This is a genomic window from Saccharothrix isguenensis (genome assembly GCF_052936305.1).
The window spans coordinates 5,791,495-5,817,199 of sequence record NZ_CP193626.1 but is presented as its reverse complement, the minus strand read 5'-3'; the positions used below and the strand labels follow the sequence as shown (position 1 = coordinate 5,817,199).

Annotated in this window: 26 protein-coding genes; 18 read left to right on the top strand and 8 right to left on the bottom strand. The window is 71.7% G+C overall.

What is annotated here, in order from left to right; translation table 11 throughout:
• Positions 1-48 precede the first annotated feature (48 nt).
• The 5 genes from ACRAKI_RS25715 to ACRAKI_RS25695 all read left to right on the top strand — a co-directional run bounded on the left by ACRAKI_RS25715 (position 49) and on the right by ACRAKI_RS25695 (position 2,833).
• Complete coding sequence (locus tag ACRAKI_RS25715) at positions 49-624, top strand: hypothetical protein (protein ID WP_447003086.1); 576 nt, start codon at positions 49-51, stop codon at positions 622-624.
• A complete protein-coding gene (locus ACRAKI_RS25710; RefSeq protein WP_447003085.1) occupies positions 621-1,307 on the top strand; it encodes an acVLRF1 family peptidyl-tRNA hydrolase in 687 nt (228 codons plus the stop codon). Before ACRAKI_RS25715 ends, ACRAKI_RS25710 begins: the two co-directional genes overlap by 4 nt.
• 81 nt (positions 1,308-1,388) lie before the next feature.
• Positions 1,389-1,847, top strand: coding sequence for a hypothetical protein (locus ACRAKI_RS25705; RefSeq protein ID WP_447003084.1), 459 nt, complete (start codon positions 1,389-1,391; stop codon positions 1,845-1,847).
• 4 nt (positions 1,848-1,851) lie between these two features.
• Positions 1,852-2,367 carry a SigE family RNA polymerase sigma factor gene (locus ACRAKI_RS25700; protein WP_447003083.1) on the top strand — a complete coding sequence of 172 codons (516 nt, stop codon included), beginning with the start codon at positions 1,852-1,854 and terminating at the stop codon, positions 2,365-2,367.
• Positions 2,360-2,833, top strand: a complete 474-nt coding sequence (locus ACRAKI_RS25695) for a hypothetical protein (RefSeq protein WP_447003082.1) — start codon at positions 2,360-2,362, stop codon at positions 2,831-2,833. The genes ACRAKI_RS25700 and ACRAKI_RS25695 overlap by 8 nt, the downstream gene beginning before the upstream one ends.
• 191 nt (positions 2,834-3,024) lie before the next feature.
• Here the strand turns inward: ACRAKI_RS25695 and ACRAKI_RS25690 are convergent, their stop codons facing one another.
• Positions 3,025-3,798: an SDR family oxidoreductase gene (locus tag ACRAKI_RS25690; protein ID WP_447003081.1), complete on the bottom strand. Its 774-nt coding sequence runs from the start codon at positions 3,796-3,798 to the stop codon at positions 3,025-3,027.
• A gap of 153 nt (positions 3,799-3,951) precedes the next feature.
• On the opposite strand from ACRAKI_RS25690, the gene ACRAKI_RS25685 reads away from it, so the two are divergent.
• The 4 genes from ACRAKI_RS25685 (at position 3,952) to ACRAKI_RS25670 (ending at position 9,052) form a co-directional block, all read left to right on the top strand.
• The gene (locus ACRAKI_RS25685; RefSeq protein ID WP_447003080.1) at positions 3,952-5,580 is read left to right on the top strand and encodes an ABC-F family ATP-binding cassette domain-containing protein; all 1,629 of its coding nucleotides are present in this window, start codon (positions 3,952-3,954) and stop codon (positions 5,578-5,580) included.
• Positions 5,581-5,757: 177 nt separating this feature from the next.
• Entirely contained in the window at positions 5,758-5,967 is a 210-nt protein-coding gene (locus ACRAKI_RS25680; RefSeq protein WP_015103570.1) for a helix-turn-helix domain-containing protein, read from the top strand.
• Between the two features lie 66 nt (positions 5,968-6,033).
• Positions 6,034-6,849: an enoyl-CoA hydratase/isomerase family protein gene (locus tag ACRAKI_RS25675; protein ID WP_447003079.1), complete on the top strand. Its 816-nt coding sequence runs from the start codon at positions 6,034-6,036 to the stop codon at positions 6,847-6,849.
• 283 nt (positions 6,850-7,132) lie between these two features.
• Positions 7,133-9,052 (top strand): ABC transporter ATP-binding protein, encoded by a 1,920-nt coding sequence (locus tag ACRAKI_RS25670; RefSeq protein WP_447003078.1) that lies wholly within the window; start codon positions 7,133-7,135, stop codon positions 9,050-9,052.
• On the opposite strand, the gene ACRAKI_RS25665 is transcribed toward ACRAKI_RS25670, so the two are convergent.
• Both ACRAKI_RS25665 and ACRAKI_RS25660 read right to left on the bottom strand, forming a co-directional pair.
• Entirely contained in the window at positions 9,049-10,620 is a 1,572-nt protein-coding gene (locus tag ACRAKI_RS25665) for a penicillin-binding transpeptidase domain-containing protein (RefSeq protein WP_447003077.1), read from the bottom strand. The genes ACRAKI_RS25670 and ACRAKI_RS25665 overlap by 4 nt on opposite strands.
• A gap of 57 nt (positions 10,621-10,677) precedes the next feature.
• Positions 10,678-11,418 (bottom strand): SIS domain-containing protein, encoded by a 741-nt coding sequence (locus tag ACRAKI_RS25660; protein WP_447003076.1) that lies wholly within the window; start codon positions 11,416-11,418, stop codon positions 10,678-10,680.
• A gap of 103 nt (positions 11,419-11,521) precedes the next feature.
• Between ACRAKI_RS25660 and ACRAKI_RS25655 the strand changes: the two genes are divergently transcribed.
• Together ACRAKI_RS25655 and ACRAKI_RS25650 are read left to right on the top strand one after the other, a co-directional pair.
• Positions 11,522-12,286, top strand: a complete 765-nt coding sequence (locus ACRAKI_RS25655; RefSeq protein ID WP_447003075.1) for a DeoR/GlpR family DNA-binding transcription regulator — start codon at positions 11,522-11,524, stop codon at positions 12,284-12,286.
• A gap of 177 nt (positions 12,287-12,463) precedes the next feature.
• Positions 12,464-12,673, top strand: coding sequence for a hypothetical protein (locus tag ACRAKI_RS25650; RefSeq protein ID WP_447003074.1), 210 nt, complete (start codon positions 12,464-12,466; stop codon positions 12,671-12,673).
• Here the strand turns inward: ACRAKI_RS25650 and ACRAKI_RS25645 are convergent.
• Complete coding sequence (locus tag ACRAKI_RS25645; RefSeq protein ID WP_447003073.1) at positions 12,658-14,787, bottom strand: transglycosylase domain-containing protein; 2,130 nt, start codon at positions 14,785-14,787, stop codon at positions 12,658-12,660. The genes ACRAKI_RS25650 and ACRAKI_RS25645 overlap by 16 nt on opposite strands.
• Positions 14,788-14,909: 122 nt before the next feature.
• Positions 14,910-15,305, bottom strand: coding sequence for a hypothetical protein (locus ACRAKI_RS25640; protein WP_447003072.1), 396 nt, complete (start codon positions 15,303-15,305; stop codon positions 14,910-14,912).
• 274 nt (positions 15,306-15,579) lie between these two features.
• Here ACRAKI_RS25640 and ACRAKI_RS25635 point away from each other — a divergent pair, with 274 nt between their 5' ends.
• Both ACRAKI_RS25635 and ACRAKI_RS25630 read left to right on the top strand, forming a co-directional pair.
• Positions 15,580-16,449 carry a GH25 family lysozyme gene (locus tag ACRAKI_RS25635; RefSeq protein ID WP_447003071.1) on the top strand — a complete coding sequence of 290 codons (870 nt, stop codon included), beginning with the start codon at positions 15,580-15,582 and terminating at the stop codon, positions 16,447-16,449.
• Between the two features lie 23 nt (positions 16,450-16,472).
• The gene (locus ACRAKI_RS25630; protein ID WP_447003070.1) at positions 16,473-17,069 is read left to right on the top strand and encodes a DivIVA domain-containing protein; all 597 of its coding nucleotides are present in this window, start codon (positions 16,473-16,475) and stop codon (positions 17,067-17,069) included.
• A 7-nt stretch (positions 17,070-17,076) separates the two neighbouring features.
• On the opposite strand, the gene ACRAKI_RS25625 is transcribed toward ACRAKI_RS25630, so the two are convergent.
• The 3 genes from ACRAKI_RS25625 to ACRAKI_RS25615 all read right to left on the bottom strand — a co-directional run bounded on the left by ACRAKI_RS25625 (position 17,077) and on the right by ACRAKI_RS25615 (position 18,744).
• Entirely contained in the window at positions 17,077-17,643 is a 567-nt protein-coding gene (locus ACRAKI_RS25625) for a nucleotidyltransferase family protein (protein WP_447003069.1), read from the bottom strand.
• A gap of 19 nt (positions 17,644-17,662) precedes the next feature.
• On the bottom strand, positions 17,663-17,848 hold the full coding sequence (locus ACRAKI_RS25620; protein ID WP_447003068.1) for a helix-turn-helix domain-containing protein: 186 nt from the start codon (positions 17,846-17,848) through the stop codon (positions 17,663-17,665).
• A 68-nt stretch (positions 17,849-17,916) separates the two neighbouring features.
• Complete coding sequence (locus ACRAKI_RS25615; RefSeq protein ID WP_447003067.1) at positions 17,917-18,744, bottom strand: alpha/beta fold hydrolase; 828 nt, start codon at positions 18,742-18,744, stop codon at positions 17,917-17,919.
• A gap of 342 nt (positions 18,745-19,086) precedes the next feature.
• On the opposite strand from ACRAKI_RS25615, the gene shbA reads away from it, so the two are divergent.
• The 5 genes from shbA to ACRAKI_RS25590 all read left to right on the top strand — a co-directional run bounded on the left by shbA (position 19,087) and on the right by ACRAKI_RS25590 (position 25,704).
• Complete coding sequence (shbA, locus tag ACRAKI_RS25610; RefSeq protein WP_447003066.1) at positions 19,087-19,785, top strand: RNA polymerase sigma factor ShbA; 699 nt, start codon at positions 19,087-19,089, stop codon at positions 19,783-19,785.
• A gap of 81 nt (positions 19,786-19,866) precedes the next feature.
• The gene (locus ACRAKI_RS25605; RefSeq protein ID WP_447003065.1) at positions 19,867-20,949 is read left to right on the top strand and encodes a PfkB family carbohydrate kinase; all 1,083 of its coding nucleotides are present in this window, start codon (positions 19,867-19,869) and stop codon (positions 20,947-20,949) included.
• 263 nt (positions 20,950-21,212) lie between these two features.
• On the top strand, positions 21,213-23,297 hold the full coding sequence (locus ACRAKI_RS25600) for a transglycosylase domain-containing protein (protein WP_447003064.1): 2,085 nt from the start codon (positions 21,213-21,215) through the stop codon (positions 23,295-23,297).
• Between the two features lie 306 nt (positions 23,298-23,603).
• The gene (locus ACRAKI_RS25595) at positions 23,604-24,560 is read left to right on the top strand and encodes a M23 family metallopeptidase (protein ID WP_447003063.1); all 957 of its coding nucleotides are present in this window, start codon (positions 23,604-23,606) and stop codon (positions 24,558-24,560) included.
• A gap of 193 nt (positions 24,561-24,753) precedes the next feature.
• Positions 24,754-25,704 (top strand): LLM class F420-dependent oxidoreductase, encoded by a 951-nt coding sequence (locus ACRAKI_RS25590; RefSeq protein WP_447003062.1) that lies wholly within the window; start codon positions 24,754-24,756, stop codon positions 25,702-25,704.
• Position 25,705 lies beyond the last annotated feature (1 nt).

Below are 25,705 nucleotides of genomic sequence, written 5' to 3'. Positions count from 1 at the left end.
GTGCGGGCCGTTGGCGGCCGGTGATCCGTTGGCCTTACTGTGTCCGGCGTGACCGCCGCCCAGGACGTCGTGCCGCTGCCGGAGGACCCGCTGACGGAGGTCGCCACCGCTGTTCTCGGTGCAGGCCACCACGTGGTGATCGACCTGCTGGACGTGGTGCGCCACCACGGGGGCCCGCCGGTGGACGTGGTCCGCGCGGGTGACGACCTGCTGCCCCGGCTGGCCCACGAGAACGCGTTGGCCCAGGCGCTGGTGCTGGCCCGGAAGGCGTTGCGGCCCGGCGGCCTGTTCGTCGCCGCGGTGCCCGAGCTGGACAAGCTCGGCCGGCTGCGGCCCACCGCGCCGCCGCCGAAGGTCTCCGGGCGAGGTCAGGACCGGCAGGTCACGGTGCAGCTCTGGGACTGGGCGGCGGACGGGGAGTCCTACGCGCTGGAGGTCGTGCAGCTGGTGCGTGGCGCGGAGACGTGGGAGGTGGCGAACACCGTGTCCACCCGGCACCGCGTGCTGTCGCCCGAGCAGGTGGCCGCCTCGTTGACCGACGCCGGTTTCGGCGCGGTGCAGCGGCTCCCTCCGGCCGAGTGCGGCCACCCGCTGCCGGTGTGGGTCGCGGTCGCGCCGGCATGAGTCGGATCCGCCCGGTCGCCGGCGGTGGGCGGGCGGTCGAGGTGCCGCCGGAACGCCTGGAAGGGTGGTTCTCGCGGTTCGCCGCCCGGCACGGCGGAGTGGTGTCGACGTCGGTGACGCCTGGTCGTTACCTGGTCACGGCGGTGGACGGGGCGGAGGCCTCGGTGGCCCCGGCCTTCGAAGAGTTCACCCATTCGGGCGAATATTTTTCCGGGCTGGAACTGGGCGGGCTGCTGGCCTACGCGTTCGCCCCGCGTCGGATCGGGCTGCTGTTGGTGCGGCTCGGCGGGCACAGCATCGGCGTCGCGCGGGATGGCGTGGTGCTCGTGTCGACTACGGGCAGTCGTCAGGTGCACGGGCGCAACAAGGCCGGCGGGTGGTCGCAGCAGCGGTTCGCGCGGCGGCGGGAGGGGCAGGCCCGGGTCGCCCTCCAGGCCGCGGCGGACGACGCGGTGCGGGTGCTGGGGTCGCGGGCGGGTGAGCTGGACGCCGTCGTGCTCGGTGGCGACCGTCAGGCGTTGGACGCCCTCCGGGGCGACCGCCGGCTGGACGAGGTGTTGGCGCTGGCGTCACCGCGGGTGTTGGACGTGCCGGAGCCCCGGCGGGCGGTGCTGGACGAGGCCGCCGTCCGGGCCCGCGCGGTGGAGGTCGTCGTCCGGGAACCGCCTCCCGGGAACTCGTGACAACCCCCGTGCCGCCCGACCGCATTCATAAGGGTGAGGGGGCACCGACCACGGGTGGCCTCACGAACCCGAGGAGCAGTCTTGCTGCGCAAACGACTCGTGCTGGCGGTCGGGGCCATCCTGCTCGGCGGTGTCGCCGTGGCGGTGCCCGCGCTGGCGTCCGGCGGTGGCGACGAGGCGCCCCCGCCCACCACTGTCGCGCCCCCGGCGACCACCACGTCCATCGCCACGTCGCCTCCCCTGACCTCGCCTCCGCTGTCGCCCCCGGTCGCGTCGCCCCCGGTCGCGTCGCCCCCGGTCACGTCGCCCCCGGTCACGTCGCCGGCGGCGATCGAGACGTCGCCGCCGCTGCCCACGTCCATCGCCACGACGTCACCGCTGCTGCCGCCCGTCCAGCCGCCGCCGGTCACGGTCACCACCACCCCGGTGGCCTGGCCGCAGCCGCCGGTGATGGTGACGACGTCGCCCGAGCCGACCCCGGTGCCGTCCACCACGACAGCGCCGCCGCTGCCCACGACGACGGTCGGCACGAGGCGCTGACATCGTGAGCTGGGACGCGGAATTCACCCACCACTTCGACCGGTGTGCCGACTCGATGCGCTTCACCGCGTTCTTGTTGTGCGGTAATCACCACGAGGCCGAAGACGTGGTGCAGTCCGCGTTCCTCAAGCTCTACCTGGCCGGTCCGGGGCCGGCGCAGCACGACCGGCTGGACGCCTACCTCCGGCAGATCGTGGTGCGCACGTTCCTGGCCGAGCGCCGCCGGGTGCGGTGGAAACGGGAGAAGCTCACCGACGTGCTGCCGGAGGTGCCGGTGGGCGGGTCGTTGAGCGAGGACAAGCTGGTGGTGTGGCAGGCGCTGAGCGCCGTGCCCGCCAAGCAGCGGGCGACGCTCGTGCTGCGGTACTGGCACGACCTGGGGGTGGAGGAGACGGCCGCGGCCCTCGGTTGCTCGGTGGGCACGGTCAAGAGCAACACGAGCCGCGGCCTCAAGGTGTTGCGGCAGAGACTGGGGCCGGAGTTCGGCGCGTTGTGGCAGGAGGTGTCGCGCGGTGCTTGAGGACGAGCTGAAGAAGACGTTCGAGGAACTGAACATCCAGCCGCTGCCACGCACGTTCGGTGCGATGGACATCGTCCACCGGGGTGTCAGCCTGAGACGCCGCCGGCGTGCCTACGCGGTGGGGGCGACCGGCACCGGCACGGCAGCGATGGTGGCCGTGGTGGTCGCCATCGCCCTGAACCAGTCGCCGGACCAGGACCAGGACACGCCCGCCGGCCCACCCGCTCCTGGAACCAGCACCACCAACACGACCACCGGCACCACCGGCATCCCCACGAGCCCGCCGATCACAGCGCCGAACACCTCTCTGTCCGCCGAGCCACCGGCGATGACGACCAGCCCGTCACACGTCACGACCACCTACACCGCACCTGGCCCGACAACCACCACCACACCCATCGCCGGCACCAACGGCAACGCCCCAACCACCGACCACGAACCCCTCCAGACCACCGCCGCCGGGTAACCCGCCACCCCACCGAGCCCATCCGCGCCGCCCGCTCCGGCCGCCCCGGCGTGCCCGGACACGTCAACGGCGGGACCCGCATGTCGTGGGCCCCGCCGTTGTCCGCCTTCGACTGGTCGATCCTGCCGTTGGTCACCTCGCCGCCGGTTGGCCAGCGTCTCGGGCCAGCGCCTCCAGCCAGCGGGTGTCGACTACCCCAAAGTGCCGGTGGCCAGCAGCCCGCCATCCACGCGCACGGTCTCCCCGGTGATCCACTCGGCCGCGTCCGAAGCCAGGAACGCCACCAGCCGCGCGACGTCCTCAGGCGTCCCGAGCCGCTTCATCGGGTACGCAGCCGCGGCCTGCTCCTCGCGCCCGGTGTACAGCGCCTCCGCGAAGCGGGTCTTCACCACGGCGGGCGCGACGGCGTTCACGCGCACCTTCGGCCCGAGCTGCCACGCCAGCTCCTCCGTCAACCGGATCAGCGCCGCCTTGCTGGCCCCGTAGGCCGCGATCACCCCGGTCGACCGGATGCCACCGACGGAAGCGATGTTCACCACCGCCCCGCCGTGCTCCTGCATCCACGCCTTCCACGCCAGCTGCACGAACCCCAGCGCCGCCACGACGTTCACGTCGAAGATCTTCCGCACCGCGTCCAGGTCGGCGTCCATCAACCCGCCCAGCACCGGGTTGATCCCGGTGTTGTTCACCAGCACGTCGAGCCGACCGAACCGCTCCAGGGTCCGTTCGACCGCCTCCGCGCGGTTCTCCGCGCTGCCCGCGTTCCCCGGCACCGCCAACACCCGATCGGGTGACACCCGGGCGGTGGATGCCAACGCCGCCGCCGCCTCGGTCACCGCCTCCGCCTTGCGCGAGGTGATGGTGACGGAGGCGCCGCGCGACAGCAGCTCCAACGCGATGCCGTGCCCGATGCCCCGACTGGCGCCCGTGACCAGCGCCGCCCTGCCCGTGAAGTCCGAAGTCATAGCCGGCAATGTATGCCGCTGGTATGCCGGTGGACACACACCGTCAATCCGCCGGCGTCCACCCAGTAGACTGGTCCCGTGGTCATCCTGCTCGAGTAGTCCAGCGCATCACCCGCGCCGTTGACCTCGCATGACCACACCACGGAGTAAAACTTGATCACCGCAACCGATATCGAGTTGCGCGCGGGCTCGCGCATTCTGCTGTCCGGCGCGACCCTGCGCGTCCAGGCGGGTGACCGGATCGGCCTCGTCGGCCGCAACGGCGCCGGCAAGACCACTTCCCTCCGAGTCCTCGCGGGCGAGGGCCAGCCGTACGCGGGCGACGTGCGTCGTTCCGGCGAACTCGGCTACCTGCCGCAGGACCCGCGCGAAGGCGACCTGTCGGTCGTCGCGAAGGACCGCGTGCTGTCCGCCCGAGGCCTGGACCAGCTGCTCCGCGACATGGAGAAGATGCAGTCCGCGATGGCCGAGCTGGTGGACGACGCCGAGCTGCAGGCCGCCGTGCGCAAGTACGGCCGCCTCGAAGAGCGGTTCGCCGCCCTGGGCGGGTACGCGGCCGAGAGCGAAGCCGCCCGGATCTGCGCGAACCTGGGCCTGGCGGACCGCGTGCTGGCCCAGCCGCTGCGCACGCTGTCCGGCGGTCAGCGCCGCCGCGTGGAGCTGGCGCGCATCCTGTTCGCCGCCTCCGAGGGCGGCGTGGGCGCGAAGTCGAGCACGATCCTGCTGATCGACGAGCCGACCAACCACCTCGACGCGGACTCGATCGCGTGGCTGCGCGGGTTCCTCAAGTCCCACGAGGGCGGCCTGGTCGTGATCAGCCACGACGTCGAGCTGCTGGACGACGTGGTCAACAAGGTGTGGTTCCTCGACGCGACGCGCGGCGAGGTCGACATCTACAACATGGGCTGGAAGAAGTACCTCGAAGCGCGGTCCGCCGACGAGAAGCGCCGTCGCCGCGAGCGCGCGAACGCGGAGAAGAAGGCCGGCGCCCTGATGGCGCAGGCGGACAAGATGCGCGCGAAGGCCACCAAGGCCGTCGCGGCGCAGAACATGGCCCGCCGTGCCGAGAAGCTGCTCTCCGGCCTGGAGGACACCCGGCAGGCCGACAAGGTCGCCCGGATCCGCTTCCCCCAGCCTGCCACGTGCGGCAGGACGCCGCTGACGGCCGAGGGGCTGAGCAAGTCGTACGGTTCGCTGGAGGTCTTCAGCGGTGTCGACCTGGCCATCGACCGTGGTTCGCGGGTGGTCATCCTGGGCCTGAACGGCGCGGGCAAGACGACGTTGCTGCGGTTGATCGGCTCGATGGAGCGCCCGGACAGCGGTGAGGTCATCGCGGGTCACGGCCTCAAGCTGGGGTACTTCGCGCAGGAGCACGAGACGCTCGACCACGAGGCCACGGTGTGGCAGAACATCCGACACGCCGCGCCCGACACGCCGGAGCAGCAGCTGCGGTCGCTGCTGGGCACGTTCCTGTTCAGCGGTGAGCAGCTGGACCAGCCCGCGGGCACGCTGTCGGGTGGCGAGAAGACCCGGTTGGCGCTGGCCGGGCTGGTGTCGAGCGCGGCGAACGTGCTGCTGCTGGACGAGCCGACCAACAACCTCGACCCGGCCAGCCGCGAGCAGGTCCTCGACGCGCTGCGCCGCTACGAGGGGGCCGTCGTGCTGGTCACGCACGACCCCGGGGCGGTGGAGGCGCTTGAGCCCGAGCGGGTGATCCTGCTGCCCGACGGGACCGAGGATCACTGGTCCCAGGAGTACCTGGAACTCGTGCAGTTGGCCTGAGCCAAGGGTTTTCGCCGCTCGGACAGCAATGTGAGCTTTGATCGACTCTCTGTGATCGGACGACCGCTCGCCGATCTTTTCGCTTGATCACCTGGCGTTCTCGCTCTTCGTGTTCGATCATTGCGACGACAGGGGCTTTCGAAGGCCCGACCTGCTGTCTACGGAAGGCGGGACAAGGTGGCTGACCTGAAGAAGGGCGCCCGGATCACCGGCGCCACGCGGGACAAGCTGGCCGCTGACCTGAAGAAGAAGTACGAAAAGGGCGCGAGCATCCGGGCGTTGGCCGAGTCCACCGGACGCTCCTACGGCTTCGTGCACCGGGTGCTCAGCGAGTCCGGTGTGCAGCTGCGCGGTCGCGGTGGCGCCACCCGCACGAAGAAGAAGTAAGCTACCCTCCGGTAACCACATGGCGTCGAGGAGAGACGACGCCTGACGAAACCCGGAGGCTCACGCATGTCGGCACCGACGACCATCGACGCCGGCCTGTTGGAACGCGGAGGCGTGCGGCTCGTCGTGGACGGACCGCGCGCGACGATCACGCTCGATCGTCCCGACGTGCTCAACGCACAGACGCCGTCGACCTGGGTGGCGTTGCGGACGATCGGTGAGCAGCTGGGCCCGGACGTCCGCGTGGTGGTCGTCCGGGGCTCCGGTCGTGCCTTCTCCGCAGGGCTGCACCGGCAGATGTTCACCGGCCCCCCGATGGAGGGCGAACCTGGCCTGGCGGAGATCACCCGCATGGGCCCGGTGGACGGGGCCGCGCAGATCGCGGACTTCCAAGAGGGCTTCCGCTGGCTGCGCGACCCTGATCGGGTGACGATCGCCGCGGTGCGCGGGCACGCGATCGGTGCGGGCTTCCAGCTCGCCCTCGCGTGCGACTTCCGCGTGGCCACCGACGACGTCAAGTTCCGCATGGCCGAGACGTCCCTCGGCCTGGTGCCGGACCTCGGCGGCACGCTGCCCTTGGTGCGGCTGGTCGGGTACTCGCGTGCGGCCGAGATCTGCCTGACCGGGCGGTGGGTGGACGCGGACGAGGCGCTGCGGATCGGCCTCGCGAACGCCGTGGTGTCCGAGGACGGGCTGGACGCGGCCGTCGACGACCTCGTCACCCAACTCCTCCGGCCCCTTCCTGGCGCGGTGCGCGAAACACTGGCGCTGCTGGCGTCGGCGGCGGACGGCGCGAGCGAGCAGGAGCAGCTGCGGGTGGAGCGCGAAGCCCAGCTGCGTCGGATGACCGAGCTGGCCCGCCTCGCAGCACCCAAGGGCTGACCCGTACCCGACCCCGAACCTGCGTCCGCCGAACACGATCGGGTGAGATCAGCCCGAAAATGTACGGAAACACTGTTGCCGGCCCTCGGTTGATATGACCGAGCCGCGAACCACCCCGCCACCCCAGCCGTGAGGCCGGGAGTCCGACCGCACCTGGAGTCAGGCGCAGCTGGCCCGCGACGCTTCGGCTCGACGTCTGGCTCGGGCACGCCCCAGGGTCACGATGTGTACCTGCGCGCGTGAAATGGGAACGTCACGTGCTCCGCCGACGTTGCTGCCTGTCGTGGACGGTTCCTGGGGTTTGATGCGCAGCGCGATGCAGGCGTCGGACGCACCCGGCGGGGTGCGGCCTGGCACGTTCCGGCGGGTGTTGGCGTTCGCCGGCCCGCATCGGGCGAAGTTGGTCGTGTTCCTGCTGCTCACGGTGGTGTCGGCGGTGCTCGCGGTGAGCACGCCGGTGCTTGCCGGGCGGGTCGTGGACGCGATCGTGGGCGGTCGCGGCGTGTCCGTGGTGGTGTGGCTGGCGGTGGCGATCGCGGGGATCGCGATCCTCGACGCGGCGCTCGGGCTGGTCGAGCGGTGGCAGTCGTCGCGGATCGGCGAAGGGCTCATCTTCGACCTGCGCCGCGCGGTGTACGAGCACGTGCAGCGGATGCCGGTGGCGTTCTTCACCCGCACGCGCACGGGCGCGTTGGTGAGCCGCCTGAACAACGACGTGATCGGCGCGCAGCGGGCGTTCACCTCCACCCTGTCCGGCGTGGTCACCAACGTGATCCAGCTCGGGCTGTCCCTGGTCGTGATGTTCACCCTTTCATGGCAGGTGACGGCTCTCGCCCTGCTGCTGCTCCCGGCGTTCATCCTGCCCGCGCGGCGGATGGGCAACCGGATGGCGGACCTCCAGCGCGAGGCGGCGACGCTGAACGCGGGCATGACGACGCAGATGACCGAGAGGTTCTCCGCCCCGGGCGCGACGTTGGTGAAGCTGTTCGGCCGACCGGGCGCCGAGGTGGACGAGTTCGCCGACCGGGCCGCGCGCGTCCGCGACATCGGCATCCGCACGGCGATGGCCACCCGGTGGTTCATGACCGGCCTGACGCTGGTGTCGGCGCTCGCCCAGGCCCTCGTCTACGGCCTCGGCGGCTACCTGGCGCTGATCGGTCAGCTGGCCGCCGGCACCGTGGTGTCGCTCGCGCTGCTGTTGACCCGCCTCTACTCGCCGCTCACCGCGCTGGCCAACGCCCGGGTCGACGTGATGACCGCCCTGGTCTCGTTCGAGCGGGTCTTCGAGGTGCTGGACCTGAAGCCGATGATCGCCGAGCCGGAGAAGCCGCGCCGAGTGCCGGACGGCCCGGTGTCGGTGGAGTTCGAGGACGTGAGGTTCGGCTACCCGGCGGCGGACAAGGTCTCGCTCGCCTCACTCGAATCAGTGGCCACTTTGGACGCACGCGGTGGCGAGGAAGTGTTGCACGGCATCAGTTTCCGGGCCGAGCCCGGCCGGTTGGTGGCGCTCGTCGGGTCGTCGGGCGCGGGCAAGTCGACCATCGCCTCGCTCGTGCCGCGGCTGTACGACGCGGAGGGCGGCGCGGTGCGCCTGTCCGGTGTGGACGTCCGTGAGCTGTCGTTCGAGTCGCTGCGCGGCGCGGTCGGCGTGGTGACGCAGGACGGCCACCTCTTCCACGACACGATCCGGGCGAACCTGACCTACCCGCGACCGGAGGCCACCGAGGACGAGCTGTGGGACGCGCTGCGCCGCGCGCGCCTGGACCAGCTGGTCGAGTCGCTGCCCGACGGGCTGGAAACGGTGGTGGGGGAGCGCGGCTACCGGCTCTCCGGCGGTGAGCGGCAGCGGCTCACGATCGCCCGCCTGCTGCTCGCCCGGCCGCGCGTGGTGATCCTCGACGAGGCGACCGCCCACCTCGACTCGGAGTCCGAGGCCGCGGTGCAGGTGGCGCTCACCGAGGCGTTGCGCGGACGGACCGCGCTGGTGATCGCGCACCGGTTGTCGACCGTTCGTGCGGCGGACCAGATCCTGGTCATCGAGCACGGACGGGTGGTGGAACGCGGCACGCACACCGACCTGTTGGCGGCCGGGGGGCGCTACGCCGACCTGTACCACACGCAGTTCGACGAAGCGCCCACCCGGACGGACGAGGACGTGGAGACCCCCGCCGGGGTCCAGCGGCCCGAGAGGTCCCGGATCTAGAGACTTGAGAGGAACGTGCCGGTGGCGGCGACCGCGGCCTTGGACGACCCGCCGTCCACCACCAACACCGAGAACGCCAGGTCACCGCGGTAGCCGATGAACCACCCGTGCGAGCGGGTGCCGTCACCGAACTGGGCGGTCCCCGTCTTGCCGCGCAACCCGCCGTAACCGGCCAACTCGCGCGCCGTGCCACCGGTGACGACGTCGCTCATCATCGACCGCAGCGCCCCGGCGACCCCACCGGGCAGCGCCGGCGGCTGAAGACCCTCGGTCTTGATCTCCCGGATCAGCTGGGGGACCGGCGTGCGGCCGTTCGCGACCGTCGCCGCCACCAGGGCCATGCCGAACGGCGTCGCCCCGATCGTGCCCTGGCCGATGGCGGCCTCCACCTGCGCCGCGCCCGGCGCGGGCTCCCGGACCCGACCGGTGTTGGTGGTGACGCCCGCGACCGTGAAGTCGGACGTCAGGCCGAAGTACCCGGCCGCGCCCGGCAACGCCGACGTGGGCAGGGCCGCCGCCAACCGGCCGAAGCTCGTGTTGCACGACGCCGCGAACGCCCGGCGCAGCGGCACCGTGCCCAGCTCGAACGAGTCCTCGTTGGTGATCGTCCGGGTGCCGATGGTCTCCTTGCCGGGGCACGCCACGGGCGTGTCGACGGTTGCCAGGCCACCGGTCATCGCCGCCGTGGCGGTGACGACCTTGAACGTCGAACCGGGTTCGTAGTGGTCCACGAGCGCGGTCACGTGCGTCCCGCCGGCCGAACGGTTCTGCGCCACGGCGAGGATCTCGCCGGTGGACGGCTGGATCGCGACGACCATGGCCTCCTGCTGCAACCCGTCGATCGCGGCGTGCGCGGCGGCCTGCGTCTTGGGGTCGATGGTGAGCGTCAGCGACTGCCTCACCTGGGCCTTCTGCTCTTGCAACACCGTCACGGGCGCGCCCGCCGCGTCCACCACGGCGACCTGCCAGCCCGGTGTGCCGGCAAGCGGCCCGATGGTCGCCGAGATCGCCCCGGTCACCTCGGGCGCGAAGCCCGCCGGCACGGGTTGGCCGGCCCGGTCGAGCAGGGCGCCGTCACCGGACGTCGTGGTGTAGGCGAGGCTCTGGCCCTCGGCGAGCTGCGGGTGCAGCACGGTCGGCGACCAGCGCACCCGCCACTGGTCGTCGACGAGCCGCATCTCGACCTTGACCTGGTACTTCATCGGCACGCCCGCGGGCAGGGTCCACGTGACGTCCGCGTCGATCGAGGTCGTCGTGGTGCCCTCGGGGACCTGCGGGGTCCGGCCGAGCTGGATGTGGATGGTCGAGCCCGGCATGCCCTGCTGCGTGCGGGCGAGGGCGGCACCTGCCGCCTCCGCCGCGTCGGTCACCGCCGCCGCCTGTCCCGGCTGGCCGGACACCACCGCGGTGGCGAACTGCTGGGCGACGGTCCCCGGTGGTACCCGGGTGGGCTTGTTCTCGGCCTCCGGTGCACCGCCCGACCACAGCACCAGCGCTCCCGCGACGATGATCCCGACTGTGGCGACGCCCCCGACGGCCAGCACCAAGCGCTTCGATTTCTTGTTCACGAGTAGAACCCCCTTGCGTCGGAGGCTAACGCGAACGTGTGGAGATTTCGTGAACGGTCAGCCGAGGTTCGGCACCCTCGTCTGGTACTTGCGGAGCAGGTCCGCGTTGGCGGTGTCGCCGCCTTCGACGTTCGCGCTGCGCCACAGCGGCAGGGTCACGCCCGCCTCGGCGGCCTTGTCGAGCAACCGCACCATCACCAGGTTCCAGAGGAAGGTCGTCGCGAGCGTGGAGACGGCGGCGGTGACGGGGTTGCCGGGCGGGTAGGTGGAGTCACCGGGCGGGACCATGTTGTCCAGCACCACGGTGGCGTTCTCGGCGAGCGTCGTGCCCGCCCGGCGCGGTGCGAGCGCGCTCGCCGCGACCGACGTCACCGCGACCACCGGGCACCCGGCGTCGGCCGCGAGCACCGCGAGTTCCACCGGGTACGGGTTCACGCCGGACGTAGAGAACACGAACAGCACGTCGTGCGCGGCCAAGGGGACTTCGCCCAGGACCTGGGCGGCCAGGCCGGAGCGGCGTTCGGCGGACGTGCTGCTGACGGCGCCGTGCATCGGCAGCAGTTCCGGGTGGTAGACCGGGCGGACGCACGCCAGGCCGCCCGCGCGGTAGAACGTCTCGGCGACGGCGGCCAGCGAGTGGCCCGCGCCGGCCGTGAGCACCATGCCGTCCGCGCGCACGCTCGCCAGCACCAGTTCCGCCACGTCGTCCACTGCGGCGGCGTTGTGCTGCTCGACCCTGGTCAGGTGGGTGCGCACGACGTCGCCGTAGTCGGAGCCGGTCACCGTCTCGATCGTCATCGCGAACCCTCCAGTGGTCTATACCAACCTGTCGCTCGCCAGTCCTACCGGATAGTCCCACCAGTTGCCAGGGTGTTGACGTGTGAACATCCATGGTGTTCAGATGAACAGCGTGGATGTTGCCCAGCGGCACGAGAAGATCCTCCGGCGCCTGCGCGGTGGCGAACGGGTGGCGGTCGGCGTCCTGGCGCAGCTCGTCGGCGCGTCCGAGATGACGGTGCGGCGCGACCTCGACGTGTTGGAGCGCGAAGGGCTTCTGCGGCGGGTGCGCGGCGCGGCGGTCGGGATGCTGACGGGGGAGGAGACCCCGTACGCGGCGCGGGCGCGGCAGCGGCTGGAGGCCAAGCGGCGGATCGGCGCCGCGGTGGCCGGGCTGGTGGACGACGGGGAGACCGTCGTGCTCGACGGCGGCAGCACCGCGGTGGAGGTGGCTCGGCGGCTGACCGACCGGCGGCTGACCGTGCTGCCGCTGTCGCTGCACGCGGTCGACGTGCTGCGGGGTGCGGAGCAGGTGCGGCTGGTGTTGCCGGGCGGCGACCTCCGGCCCGGTGAGCTGGCGTTCGTGGGGCCGCTGACCGAGCACGCGTTCCAGGCGATGCGGTTCGACACGATGGTGCTGGGCAGTTGCGGGCTGAGCGCGCGCAACGGCGTGTCGGCGCACGACCTCGCCGAGGGTGCGGTGAAGAAGGCGGCCGTGGAGGCGTCGGCCCGGGTCGTGGCCGCGGTCGACAGCTCGAAGTTCGGGCGGACCGCGTTCGGGCGGGTGTGTCCGGTGGGGGCGATCGACGTGCTGGTCACCGATTCGGACGCGCCGGAGGACGAGGTGGACCGGCTGCGGGAGGCCGGTGTGGACGTGCGGCTCGTCTGACGTCCCATCAGGGCAGCCGGCGGGTGTGCCGCGGGTGGAAGGGTGCGACGGTGAAGATCCGGTGCGCGTGTGGCGCTCTGATCGTCGACGCGGCCGGCCCAGAGGCGCCCGGTGGCGGGGCAACCTCCGGGGCGACCGGTCGGCACGGGTGAAACACCGCCCGCCCGGCGAACTGCGGTGGCAGTGCGGGATGGCGACAGCGGCCTGGAGCGGTTCACGTCCGGGGAGGAGCTGGAACGCCGCTACCGCGAGGAGTTCCGGCGGCTGCGCCACCTCGACACCCTCCGGTCGGCGTCCCTCCGCGTCGACGGCACGACGGTCCACCGGCGGCCGCCCGCAGCCGGGCCGACGCAGCCGGCGCGAGGTGGTGATCAGGGGCGGATGTAGCGCGGTTCCACCGGGGGCAGGGGCTTCTCGGGCAGGTTGGCGTGTGCTTTCGACATGAAGTCGAACCACGTCCGCGCCGGCAACGTGCCGCCGTAGATGTCACCTTCCCCGCACAGCCGGGGCGGTCCGGCGTTGACGCAGATGCCGGCCGGCGAGGTGCCGTCGTTGAACACCTGCACGGCGCCGGCGTAGTCCGGGGTCGCACCCAGGAACGCCGCCGACTTGTACTCCTCCGTCGTGCCCGTCTTCCCCAGCGCCGGCCGCGTCCACCCGTACTGCTTCGCCGCCGCCGCTGCCGTGCCGCGGCCCTGGTCGTCCTCGCTCATCCCCACCGCCAGCGCGTTCGCCAACGCCTCTTCCACCACCTGCTCGCACGGCGGCTCGGCCAGGTCCACCGGCTTCCCGTACCGGTCGACGATCTTGTCGATGGGCGTCGGCTGGCACCACGTCCCACCCGACATCACCGTCGCCGCCACGTTCGCCAGCTCCAACGTGCTCGTCGGCGCGGGGCTCAGCGTGAACGACGCGTTCCCGGCCGACTTGAAGAACTCGGCCTGCGACACCCGCAGCTCCTTCTGCTTCGCCTTCGTGTCCGGCGGCACGCCCGCGATGTTCGTCGCCATCGTCTCCCGCATCCCCAGCCGGGACGCCATGTCGACCACCGCGTCCAACCCGACCTTCTCCTCCAGGATCACGAACGCCGTGTTCGGCGACGTCGCCAACGCCTCCTTCAACGTCATCCGAGGCGGGTATTCGGTGTTGTGGTTGCGCAGGCAGTACCAGTAGGTGTTCGGCTCGCCGGTGCCCGGACACCCCGGCGCACCACCCCGGAACACGCTGGACGTGTGCGAGAACGGGGACTCGACCACCGTCTCGATCCCGAACCCCTTCTCCAGCGCCGCCGCCGCCGTGAACACCTTGTACACCGACCCCGCGCCGAACTTGTTCTCCACCGCGCTCGGCAGGTCGAACTGCGTCTGGAACTGGGCCTGGTCGAGCCCGTAGTCCCGGTTCGCCACCAGCGCCACGACCTCGTGCCGGTCCTTGCCCGGCTTCACCACGGCCGCCGTGTTCGCGATACCCGGCGTCGTCTTCGGCACCTGTGCCTCGGCCGCCTGCTTCGCCTGCTGCGTGAACTCCCGGTCCAGGTTGGTCCGGATCGTGTAGCCGCCGCTCTTCAGCTCGTTCAGGGTGAAACCGCTGCGAGTCAGGTAGTTCACGACGTAGGAGCAGTAGAAGCCGAAGGCCGGGCCGGCGCCGACGCACCCGGTCGGCAGCGGTCGCACGGGGTCGGCCAGGCCGAGCGGCGAGCGCTTGTGCTCCTCGGCCTGCTCGACGGACAGCTTGTCGTTCTGCACCATGAGGTCGATGACCATGTTGCGCCGCTCGACCGCCTTGTCCGGCCGGGCCTCCGGGTCCAGGAACGTCGGGCTGTTGACCAGTCCGGCGAGCATCGCGGCCTGCGGCACGGTCAGCTTGTCCGGCGTGGTCTCGAAGTAGGCCTGCGACGCGGCGGCGATGCCGAAGACCGTGCCGCCGAACGGCACCACGTCCAGGTACCGCGACAGGATCTCGTCCTTGCTGAGCTGGTTCTCCACCAGCATCGCGATCCGCGCCTCGCGCAGCTTGCGGGCGATCGTCTGCTCCTGCGCCTCCTTCTGCCCGGCGGGGTTGTGCCGTTCCTGCACGTGCACCAGGTGGTTCTTGACGTACTGCTGCGTGATGGTCGACGCGCCCTGGGAGACGGAGCCCTCGGACTGGTTGCGCATCGCGGCCCGCGCGGTGGCCAGCCAGTCGACGCCCCGGTGCTCGTAGAACCGGCGGTCCTCGGCGGAGATCAGCGCGTCCTTCATGGTCTGCGCGAGCTGGTCCGGCGGGGTCAGCACCCGGTACTGGTCGTAGAGGTAGGCGATGGGGACGCCGTCCTTGTCGGTGACGGTCGTCATCAGCGGCGGCGGCGTGTCGAGCAGGTTGACCGACGTCGCCGCGACCTGGTCGCTCATCCGGTTGGAGAGCAGGCCGGCCGTGCCGACGACCGGCATCGCCATCCCGGCGAGCAGCAGCCCGGCCACCAGGCAGAGGCCGGCGAGTTTGGCAAGGCACGCGGTTCGCATGACCATTGACGTTACGCTCGGACGGGCGCGGGAAAAGGCCGGAGGATCCGGGTTCACTGTAACGTACGGATAATAGGCCCCGGACGTTTAACCCGGCCTTCTTCACCCGTTCGTGAACGTATTCACGCAGCGTGAAAACGATCGGAATGATCGGTGCGGGTGAACGCGGCACTGGCCAGGTCGGCCGCGTGCCTCATGGCGGCGGCGTGCAGCGCGGTCAGCGACAGCGCGTCGGCCTCCGCCGCCGGGTCGCCCACGGCCGGCTCCAGTCTGGACTCCGCGGTCACGTAGACGACGCACTCCGCGGCCACGCTCAGCCGGCGCGCGAGGAAGGCCACGGCCCTCATCAGTCGCTCGGCCTCCTCTTCGGTGATCGGCACGACCCGCGGGGGGTCGGCGTCGACCTCGTCGTCGAGGTCGCACCGACTGGCCCGGCACGCGAGGCCGCGGTCCCACAGCCCGGCCGCCTCGTGCAGCGATTCGATGAACGGCTCCCAGTCCACTCGGGTCGAGGTCATGGCTCCTACCTTCCGATGCGTCGCGCCGACGGTCGCGCCTCTCAGGGAGTGCCCCCGGAAGTGATCCTTAATGCCGGCATATCCCCGCTGAGGGGGAATTGATCACGCCGGGCCCGGCGTCGGACGGTCACTTCGCCGCCTCGAATGGCGCGGCGTGTCATTCGGTCGGGTGGAAATAACATCTTCAGGTTGTCGAGGGCCCCTTGGTGGTAGCCGTTCCCCAGAAGTCACGGCGCTCCGCCGGAGACCCAGCGGTGAAGGGGAGGACGGACCAATGCCGGCGCGATCGCACAGGTGGGTGTCCCGGACGGCCGCGTCCGCGCTGGTGCTGTGCTGCCTCGTCCCGGGCAGTCCCGTCCAGGGCAGTCCGGTCCAGGGCAGTCCGGTCCAGGGCAGCCTCGCGGCCCCCCGCCCGCCGTCGACCGCCGTGCCGCCACCGGAGGGCTCCGCCCACGCGGGGTCGGAGATCGCCAAGCACGAAGGCGCGGCGCCGGTCGACCCGGCGGCACTCCAGCTCGACGGCGCCGCCGTTCCCGGCATGGACGTGAGCAGCCACCAGGGCGACGTGGACTGGCCGCACTGGTGGAACCAGGGCATGCGGTTCGCCTACGTCAAGGCGACCGAGGGCACCGGCTACCGGAACCCGAACTACGGGCAGCAGTACAACGGCTCGCACGGCGTGGGCATGGTGCGCGGCGCGTACCACTTCGCGCTGCCGGACCGGTCGGACGGCGCCGCGCAGGCGCACTACTTCGTGGACCACGGCGGCGGCTGGATCGCGGACGGCCGGACGCTGCCGGGCGTCCTCGACATCGAGTACAACCCGTACGGCGACGACACGTGCTACGGACTCGCGCCCGAGGCGATGGTCGACTGGATCCGCCAGTTCAGCGACACCTACCAGGCCCGCACCGGTCGTCCACCGGTGATCTACACGTCGACCCTGTGGTGGGACAAGTGCACCGGCCGCGTCGGTGACTTCACCGCCACGAGCCCGGTCTGGGTGGCCCGCTACGCGGAGAGCATCGGCCCGCTCCCGCACTGCTGGACGGTGCACGCCATCTGGCAGCACACCTCCACCCCGATCGACCAGAACCTGTTCAACGGCACCATGGACGACCTCGTGGCGCTGGCCCGGGGCTGAGTCGTCCGGAACGGCGGCAAGCCATGCACATCGACAATCCCCAGGGCACGCCCTTCACCGTGCGGTGGCACGGCTACGACCGGAACGAGGTGGACGCGGAACTGGCCCGCCTGCGGCGGGAGCTGGACGTCCTCCGGGTCGACCGGGACGCCGCGCTGGCCACCGCCGACGACCTGGTCCGGGAGCTGGAGGACGCGCGCAGCGAACTCGGCGAGTACCGGGTGCTGCACGCGGGCTACTCCAAGGACAACGCCGTGTCCGGCTGCATCCGCTACCTGATGCACGTGGCCAGGCAGAAGGCCGACGCGTTCGAGACCGACGCGCGGGAGCGCAGCGAGCAGATGCTCAAGCGGGCCGAGGACGTGGCGCGGCAGCAGGCCGTGCTGCTCGACGAGGCCGAGCAGGAGACCCAGCGGCGGCTCGCGGAGGCCGACCAGCGGGCCCGCGCCATCGTGCAGCAGGCGACCGCCGAGGCGCACGCGCTGCTGGCCGGTCACCTGGACGTGCCGGACCGGTGGACCGCGGAGACCGAGCCGGACCTGCCGCTGCCCCGCATCACGTCCGGCCCGCTGCCGGTCGTGCAGCAGGAGGCCGAGCCGCAACGGCCCACGTCGGCCTGACAGCGGTTCAGCTGGTGAGGTCGCGGGGGTGGTCCACGTCGGCGCCGTCCGCGACGTCCTCGCACGGCACGTCCAGCGTGCTGTGGGTGCGCAGGTAGTCACGGGCTCCCGCGTCGCCGGTCGCCGACGCGGACACCCCCGCCCAGTGCTCGGTGCCGATCAGCACGGGGTGGCCGGGCGCGCCGTCGTAGGACGCACGCGCCAGCGCCTCGGGCGCGGCGAGCGCGCGGAAGCGCTCCACCGCCGCCGCGGTGACGCCAGGCGTGTCCACGGGCAGCACGACGACCGCCGCGACGCCGGAGCCGGTCAGCGCCGCCAGGCCGGCACGCAGCGACGACCCCATGCCGGTGGCCCAGTCGGGGTTGTCCACCACGACGCAGCCGGTCAACGCCGCCCGCGCGCGCACCGACGACGCCGAGGCGCCGAGCACCACGACGACCGGCGAGCACCCGGCGTCGCGGAGCACGCCCGCGGCCTGGTCGACCCACAGGGCGCCGCCGTGCGACACCAGCGCCTTGGGCCCGCCGAACCGCCGTCCGGCGCCCGCGGCGAGCAGCAACCCGGCAACCCGCATGGGGCCACAGTAGGGCCTGTCACACCAGCGCTCGGTGCCCCTCCAACTCCGCCCGGCCGGCCACCGACAGCTTGCGGTAGACCCTGGTGAGGTGCTGCTCCACCGTGCTCACGGTGATGTGCAACCGCATCGCGATCGCCCGGTTGCTGTGGCCACACGCGGCGAGGGTCGCGACCCTGCGCTCCGAGTAGGTCAACTCCGTCATACGCCGGAACACGTCCCGTGCCCCGGCGCGGTTCAATCAGCGTGCGATCGGGGCGCGCTCAGGTGCGCTCACGGTGAGAGATGCTCCAGGAGGAGTGCCGTGAGCAGCTCTGGGACCTCCTCCGGCACCCAGTGCGACACGTCCTCCACCATCTCGAACCGGTACGGCCCCGTGACCCAGTCGCCGGTGCTCAGCGCCGCCGTCGAGCCGAACACCACGTCCTCCGTGCTCCACACGTACATCGTGGGCACGGACACCTTCCCGGCCTTCCCGCCCGGACGGCCGGCCCGGTACCAGTTCAGGGCGGCGGTCAGCGCGCCCGGCTCGGACAGCCGCCGCACGTACTCGTCCACCCGGCTCGGCGGCACCCGCCACTCGAACATCTGCCGCAGCGCCGCGCCGTCCTCGGCCAGCATCCGCTTCTCGGTGGTGCTGTTGCGCCACTCGACCATGTACCCGGACCGCATGTGCTGGTCCTCGTCCGTGCGCAGGGCCTCGGCGAGCGCGCCGGGGTGCGGCGTGGACACCACGGCGAGCTTCCGCAGCCGTTCCGGGTGCTCGGCCGCCGTCCACCACGCCACCGCGCCGCCCCAGTCGTGGCCGACCAGGTCGAACACCGGCCAGCCGAACGAGTCCGCCACCGCCAGCACGTCACCGACCAGCGCGTCCACGCCGTACTCGGCGGCACGGTCCGGCCGCACGCCGGGGGAGTAGCCGCGCTGGTCGAACGCCACCGCCCGGAACCCCTCGCGGCCCAGCACCGCCACCTGGTGCTCCCACTCCACGGCCGCCTCGGGGAAGCCGTGCAGCAGCAACACCGGCCGGCCGTCCTCGGGCCCCGCCGCGATCGCGTCGAAGTCGCCCTCGTCCGTCCGCACGCTCAGCTGTTCGATCACCGTGATCTCCAGTCCCCTCCACCGGTCGGCCCGCTCGGCGATCATTCTCGCGCGCCGCCGGGCGTTCGACGGGACGTTCCGGCGGATGTCGGAGTGCGGCCGCCTACTCCGAAGCGGGCTCCGGGATGGGCCGGCCGGGTGTCGCCGGTGCACCAGGGCGAGGTAACCGGGACCCGCCACTCGGCCGATCGGCTCATCCCCGGTCGCGCTCGGGTGCCGTTCCGCCACGCACAGTTCAACCGTGGTCCGCTTTCCCCGATTCCGTATCAGGGGCGCTGCCAGGCGCTCTACATCAATGAGCCGGGGTGGCCGGAGATTGACGAGTCGTGAGGAGGTCGCCGGATGGTGCAGCACGCATCCGTGCGAGCCGACGTCGAGGTGGGGATCGGCGCGGACCGCGGCGACGCGGACACGCCCGGTCGTCCCGGGGTCAGGCTGGTCGCGGTGGGCGATCCCGAGCGGGCGACCGCCCGGTGGCTGGCCGAGGCCGAGCTGACCGAGGTGGTCGACGCGGCGCTGCTGGGCGACCCGCGCGCCATCGGCCAGGTCCTGGCGCGCATCCAGCCCCTGGTGCTGCGGTACTGCCGGGCGCGGGTCGGCTCGCGGGAACGCACGCTCGTCTCGGCCGAGGACATCGCCCAGGAGGTCTGCCTGGCCGTGGTGTCGGCGTTGGGCACGTACCGGTACGAGCCGGGCTCGTTCCTGGCGTTCGTGTACGGCATCGCCGCGCACAAGGTCGCCGACGCGCGAAGACGTGCGGTGCGCAGCCGTGCCGAGGTCGTGCCCGAGCTGCCCGACACGCCCGCCCTGGAGGACGGGCCGGAGCAGCGGGCGATGACCGGCGAGATGATCGGGCACGTCACCCAGCTGTTGCAGAGGCTGCCCGAGCGGCAGCGCGAGATCCTGGTGCTGCGGATCGCGGTGGGCCTGTCGGCGGAGGAGACGGCTGCGGCCGTGGGGTCGACGGCCGGCGCGGTGCGCGTCGCGCAACACCGGGCGCTGGCGCGGATGCGGGAGATGTTCGCCGCTGTGAACGGCTGACCGGACTGGCATCGTGGGGAGATGGCAGCCGCCCCTCATCCGCCGGTGCCGTCACCGGAGCCTTCGTCCCAGTCGTCGCCAGTGCCGTCACCGGAGCCGCCCGCGCATCCGCCGGGTTCGGCTCCCGCACCGTCGTCGACCGCGCCCGGGTTCGACGTGCTGCTGTCCGGCACGGTGTTCCTGGACATCATCTTCACCGGCCTGCCGTGCCCGCCCGCGCCCGGCACCGAGGTGTGGGCGGAAGGACTCGGCTCGTGCCCCGGCGGCATCGCGAACCTGGCCGTGGCGCTGAGCAGGCTTGAGCTGCGGACCGCGCTGTCCGCCGCGTTCGGCGAGGACGCCTACGGCGACTTCTGCTGGGAGGTGCTGGCCGAGCAGGAGGGCGTCGACCTGTCCTACTGCCGGCGGTTCTACGGCTGGCACTCCCCGGTCACCGTGTCCATGGCGATGGACCGCGACCGCTCGATGGTGACGCACGGCCACCGGGCGCCCGTGTCGGCCGACGAGATGCTGGACCCGCCGCCCCGGACGCGCGCGTGCTTCGTGCACGTGGGCGCCGAGGACGAGCGGTGGGTGCTCCAGGCCAAGGAGCAGGGCGCGCTGCTGTTCGCCGACATCGGGTGGGACCGGACCGGGCTGTGGGCGCCGGAGCTGATGCGCCGGCTGGAGCGGTACGACGTGTTCCTGCCCAATGACGCCGAGGCCCAGCGGTACACGCGGTGCGACACCCCGGAGCGCGCTGCTGCCGCGTTGGCCGAGCACGTGCCCGTGGTCGTGGTGACGCGCGGTGGTGGCGGGGCGGTGGCGGTCGACTCGGCGACCGGCGAGGTGGCGGACGTGCCCGGGTTGAACGTGGCGCCGCTGGACTCGACCGGGGCGGGCGACGTGTTCGGGGCCGGGTTCGTGCTCGGCACGCTGGCCGGGTGGCCGCTGGTGGACAAGGTGCGGTTCGCGAACCTGTGCGCGGCGTTGTCGGTGCAGCACTTCGGCGGGTCGCTGTCCGCGCCGGGGTGGGTGGACATCGCCACGTGGTGGCGGACGGTGTCGCGGCGGGCGGACGAGCAGCTGAAGGGGTACGGGTTCCTGGAGGACGTGCTGCCCGACCACGCGGGGGTCGAGGTGCGTCGGGCGAGCGCGACGATCAGGCTCCGCGCCACGCGCTGACGACCGTCCGGCCGACGTGAGGCTGATCACCCTTCCGCGCCTGGCGGTCGCCACCCGTCCGGCCCAGTGGGGTTTGACCACGGGCTTCTTTGGGCAGGAGTAACTTCGACACGGTCGTCGGAGATCACCCCGCGAACTTCTGCCCGTCGTCGGGCAACCCGCGGTGGTCGTCGTGCGACTTAGTCAGTGGGGGCTTCCCGCGGTGCTTGGAAGGGGTTGCTGGTTCAGTGTTCGCCGCGCGCGCGACAGGTCTGGTCAAGTTGATGGGGTTGTGCCTGATGGCGGGGGTGCTCGTCGCGGCGTTGCTGTTCCCGGTCGTGGGTGGTCTCGGGTTGGCGTCCAACCGGGCCGCGGACACCGTGGACCAGACCTCCGGTGAGTTGACCAAGGCGGAGCTGCCGCTGGTGACCACCGTGCTGGACATGCACGGCCAGCCGTTCGCCTACCTGTACGACCAGTACCGCATCCCGGTCCCGTCCGAGAGCATCGGCGACACCATGAAGGCCGCGATCATCGCGGTCGAGGACAAGCGGTTCTTCGAGCACAACGGCGTCGACTGGCAGGGCATCGCCCGTGCCGCGGCCAAGGCCGGTGTGGACGGTGAGACCACGCAGGGCGCCTCGACGCTGACCCAGCAGTACGTGAAGAACTACCTCGCGTTCGTCGTGGGCAAGGGCTCCGAGGAGGCGTACGAGAAGGCGACCGAGGCGACGATCGGCCGCAAGATCAGCGAAGCGCGCATCGCCACCCAGCTCGAGCAGAAGATGACGAAGGACGAGATCCTCACCGCGTACCTCAACGTCGTCCCGTTCGGCAACGGCGCGTACGGCGTCGGGGCGGCGGCCCGCACCTACTTCGACACCACCCCGGACAAGCTGACCGTGCCGCAGGCCGCGATGCTCGCGGGCCTGGTGAACGAGCCGAGCCGGCTCAACCCGGGCTCCGACGTGGACGCCGCGATCAAGCGCCGCAACACGGTGATCGACCGCATGCGCGACAACGGCGCGTTCGGCCCGGACGCGAAGGTCGCCGAGGAGAAGGCCGCCGAGTACAAGGCCGCCGACATCGGCGTCGTCCCCGACCTCAGGCTGCTGCCCAACGGCTGCGTCGGCGCGGGCGACGGCCCGATCTACGGCTTCTTCTGCCGCTACCTGATCGACTACCTCGACCAGGCCGGCCTGTCGACCGACGAGCTGCTGCGCGGCGGCTACACGATCAGCACCACCATGGACCCGGTCGCGACGCGCTCCGCGAAGGAGTCCGCCGAGTTCCACGTGCCCAAGACGCAGCCGGGCATCGCCAACGCGATGGCCGTCGTGCAGCCGGGTCCGGACAAGCACCGGGTGCGGGCGCTGGCCGCGAACCGCGACTTCGGCAACAACGCCGACGCCGGGCAGAGCGCCTACTCGATCCCGGCCGAGGTGACCAAGTTCGGCGCGGGCTCGATCTACAAGGTGTTCACCGCCGCCTCGGCGCTGGAGCGGGGCATCACGGGCATCGACCGGCAGATCGACGTGCCGAAGACGTACACCTCGCGGGTCTACAAGAACGGCAGCCAGCCGTACACGGTGAAGAACGCCGCCGACTACAAGGAGAAGATGACGCTGACCGAGGCGTTGGCGCAGTCGCCGAACACCGCGTTCATCATCCTGGAGGAGAAGGCCGGCCTGGACAACGTGGTCGACATGGCCTACCGGCTGGGCCTGCGCGAGTCGATGCAGGGCGTCAACCGCTCCGGCATCCCGCTCAAGGCGGACGGCTCCAACGGGCCGTCCCAGGGTGACCAGTACAAGCAGGACAACAGCGGCTCGTTCACCCTAGGCGCCGGTCCGACCAGCGTGCTGGAGCTGGCGAACGTCTCGGCCACGATCATGAGCGGCGGCAAGTGGTGCCCGCCGACGCCGGTGGAGAAGATCGTGGACCGCAACGGGAACCCCGTGCAGCTGAAGGAAGCGGCCTGCGACCAGGCCGTCGCGCCCGATGTGGCGAACGCGCTGGCCGTCGGCATGAGCGCGGACACCAAGCCCGGCGGCACGGCCGCCGCGGCGGCGACCACGGCGGGCTGGAGCCGGCCGATGATCGGCAAGACCGGCACCACCGAGAACCACCACTCGGTGGCCTTCATGGGCGCCACCCCCCAGTTCGGTGGCGCGGTCATGACCTTCACCGACGGCGCCCGGCCGCAGGTGATCTGCATCGGCAACCCGCCGAGGCTGTGCGGCAACAACGAGGCCAACGGTGTTTACGGTGGTCTGGTGGCTGCGCCGACCTGGTTCAGGGCCATGCACGTGATCCACGAGGGTCATGAGCCCGCGCCGCTCCCGCCGGTCGACCCGCGCTTCCGGTAACGGGCCTCGAACGCCCTTCCGTCACGGCTTACGTCACCTCTGACCTGGGCTTTTATAACGGACCAACACGAAACTACGGGGTACCTGAACACGGAGAGTCACTTTCCGTGGTCCTTGTCACCAAAAGGACCAGCATTCGCGCTGGGGGTTGCCCCTTCCTGTCACATCGGGTTACGGTCTCGGCCGCATGTCACGGTTCGGTCACCAATGGGACACGGCGTCGCTCCCCGAAAGCGGCGCCACCTGGATCCCCCGCCAGGCGTCCCCTTGGCCGGCCCGTGCTCCCCGATGCAGGAAGGCAATACCTTGGCACGGCACTCGAAAGCCAGTGGTCGACGCGCGTTCTCGGCGCCCCCCAACACCACCGGCAACCGCAGCTCCCACCGCGCGGACTGCGATCGGAAACCCATCAGCGGCAGGGTCGCGGCCGTCGTGGTCGCGGCCGGCGCCCTCGCCACCGGTGTCGGCGCGGCCGGCCCGGCGACCGGCGGCAGCACCCCGATCATCCCGCTGGCCGCCAGCGAGGACCTGATCGCGGCGCTGGCGCACACCTCGGGGCCGAAGGCGCCCGCGGTCAGGACGGTGCACGCCGTCCAGCCCGCGTTCGAAGCCGCGAAGCTCATGCGGTCCGAAGGGCTCCTCGTCCGGCAGCACATCGACCAGGCGATCAAGCACGCGTCGAACGGCTACACCGTGCGGCAGGCCGAGCTCAAGCAGCAGCAGGAGGCGCAGGCGGCCGAGCAGGCCCGCATCGCCGCCGAAGAGGCCAGGGTCGCGGCCGAGCAGGCCGCGCAGCGGGAAGCCGCCCGGGTCGCCGCCGAGCAGGCCGCGCAGCAGGAGGCGGCCCGCGTCGCCGCCGAGCAGGCCGCCCGGCGCCCGTCGGTCGTCAAGCCCGCCCAGGGCTCGTTCACCTCGGGCTACGGCGCCCGCTGGGGCACGACGCACTACGGCGTCGACATCGCGAACGCCATCGGCACGCCGATCCTGTCCGTGATGGACGGCGTCGTGGTCGAGTCCGGCCCCGCGTCCGGCTTCGGCCTGTGGGTGCGCGTGCAGCACAACGACGGCACGATCACGATCTACGGCCACGTGAACGAGACCCTGGTGTCCCAGGGCCAGCGCGTGCAGGCCGGTCAGCAGATCGCCACCATGGGCAACCGCGGTCAGTCCACCGGTCCCCACCTGCACTTCGAGGTGTGGATCAACGGCTCGCAGAAGATCGACCCGGTCGGCTGGCTGGGTGCCCGGGGCATTTCGCTCTGACGGACGCACCCCGACAGGCGACCGCCACTCGTTCTGCCCCGCCGGTACCCCGACCGGCGGGGCAGAGCTCTGTCCGGGGTTACCCCGGTAGTGCGCCCGCTAATCCTCCGAACTTCGCCGGGTGGACCTCTGGACATACCGACTGGTCGGTACCTGCGGTACGGTGGCGGTCCGAGCGTTCAGGGAGGCGATCGTGGGTCGTTGGGGAATCACCATGCCGTTGACCGGTGTGCCGGTGCTCGACCACCGCGCGCTGGTGGCCGAACTGGCCGATCTCGGTTACACGGACGTGTGGTCGGCGGAGACCGCGGGCACGGACGCCTTCACGCCGCTGGCCCTGGCCGCCCAGTGGGCCGACCGCATCCGACTGGGCACCGCCATCGCCCCCGTCTACACGCGCGGACCGGCGACCCTGGCCATGACGGCCGCCACGCTGGCCGAGGTGTCCGGCGGCCGGTTCGTGCTGGGCATCGGCTCGTCGTCGCCGGTGATCGTGCAGCGGTGGAACTCCGTGCCGTTCACCGAGCCGTTCAAGCGCACGCGGGACACGCTGAGGTTCCTCAAGGCGGCGCTGGCGGGCGAGAAGGTGACCGAGGAGTACGAGACGTTCTCGGTGCGCGGCTTCAAGCTGGAGCGCGCGCCCGAGCACCGGGTGCCGATCATGCTGGCCGCGCTGCGCCCCGGGATGCTGCGGCTCGCCGGGCGTGAGGCGGACGGCGCCATCACCAACTGGCTCGGCGCCGACGACGTGCCGAAGGTGCGCGCCGAGATGGGCGGCGGCGAGCTGGCCGCGCGGATCTTCGTGTGCCCGACCGAGGACGCCGGTGCGGCCCGCGCGTTGGGCCGGATGCTGATCAGCACCTACCTCACCGTGCCCGCCTACGCGGCGTTCCACGACTGGCTGGGGCGCGGCGAGGCGCTGCGCCCGATGCACGAGGCGTGGGCTGCCGGCGACCGGCGCGGCGCGGGCGCGCTCATCCCGGACGAGGTCGTGGACGCGCTGATCGTGCACGGCAGCGTGGACCAGTGCCGGGCACGGGTGGCGCGGTACGCGTCCAACGGCGTGGACACGCCCGTCATCGCCCTGCTGCCCACCGGCGCGGACCAGCTCGACCTGGTGCGCGCGCTGGCGCCAGGGGCCTGAC

Excerpts from the sequence above, each read along its gene's own strand:
- ACRAKI_RS25710 (WP_447003085.1), top strand. The coding sequence starts at position 621 with ATGAGTCGGATCCGCCCGGTCGCCGGCGGTGGGCGGGCGGTCGAGGTG.
- ACRAKI_RS25690 (WP_447003081.1), bottom strand. The coding sequence starts at position 3,798 with ATGACTTCGGACTTCACGGGCAGGGCGGCGCTGGTCACGGGCGCCAGT.
- ACRAKI_RS25675 (WP_447003079.1), top strand. The coding sequence starts at position 6,034 with ATGTCGGCACCGACGACCATCGACGCCGGCCTGTTGGAACGCGGAGGC.
- ACRAKI_RS25660 (WP_447003076.1), bottom strand. The coding sequence starts at position 11,418 with ATGACGATCGAGACGGTGACCGGCTCCGACTACGGCGACGTCGTGCGC.
- ACRAKI_RS25655 (WP_447003075.1), top strand. The coding sequence starts at position 11,522 with ATGAACAGCGTGGATGTTGCCCAGCGGCACGAGAAGATCCTCCGGCGC.
- ACRAKI_RS25645 (WP_447003073.1), bottom strand. The coding sequence starts at position 14,787 with ATGCGAACCGCGTGCCTTGCCAAACTCGCCGGCCTCTGCCTGGTGGCC.
- ACRAKI_RS25640 (WP_447003072.1), bottom strand. The coding sequence starts at position 15,305 with ATGACCTCGACCCGAGTGGACTGGGAGCCGTTCATCGAATCGCTGCAC.
- ACRAKI_RS25635 (WP_447003071.1), top strand. The coding sequence starts at position 15,580 with ATGCCGGCGCGATCGCACAGGTGGGTGTCCCGGACGGCCGCGTCCGCG.
- ACRAKI_RS25630 (WP_447003070.1), top strand. The coding sequence starts at position 16,473 with ATGCACATCGACAATCCCCAGGGCACGCCCTTCACCGTGCGGTGGCAC.
- ACRAKI_RS25625 (WP_447003069.1), bottom strand. The coding sequence starts at position 17,643 with ATGCGGGTTGCCGGGTTGCTGCTCGCCGCGGGCGCCGGACGGCGGTTC.
- ACRAKI_RS25620 (WP_447003068.1), bottom strand. The coding sequence starts at position 17,848 with ATGACGGAGTTGACCTACTCGGAGCGCAGGGTCGCGACCCTCGCCGCG.
- shbA (WP_447003066.1), top strand. The coding sequence starts at position 19,087 with ATGGTGCAGCACGCATCCGTGCGAGCCGACGTCGAGGTGGGGATCGGC.
- ACRAKI_RS25600 (WP_447003064.1), top strand. The coding sequence starts at position 21,213 with ATGGGGTTGTGCCTGATGGCGGGGGTGCTCGTCGCGGCGTTGCTGTTC.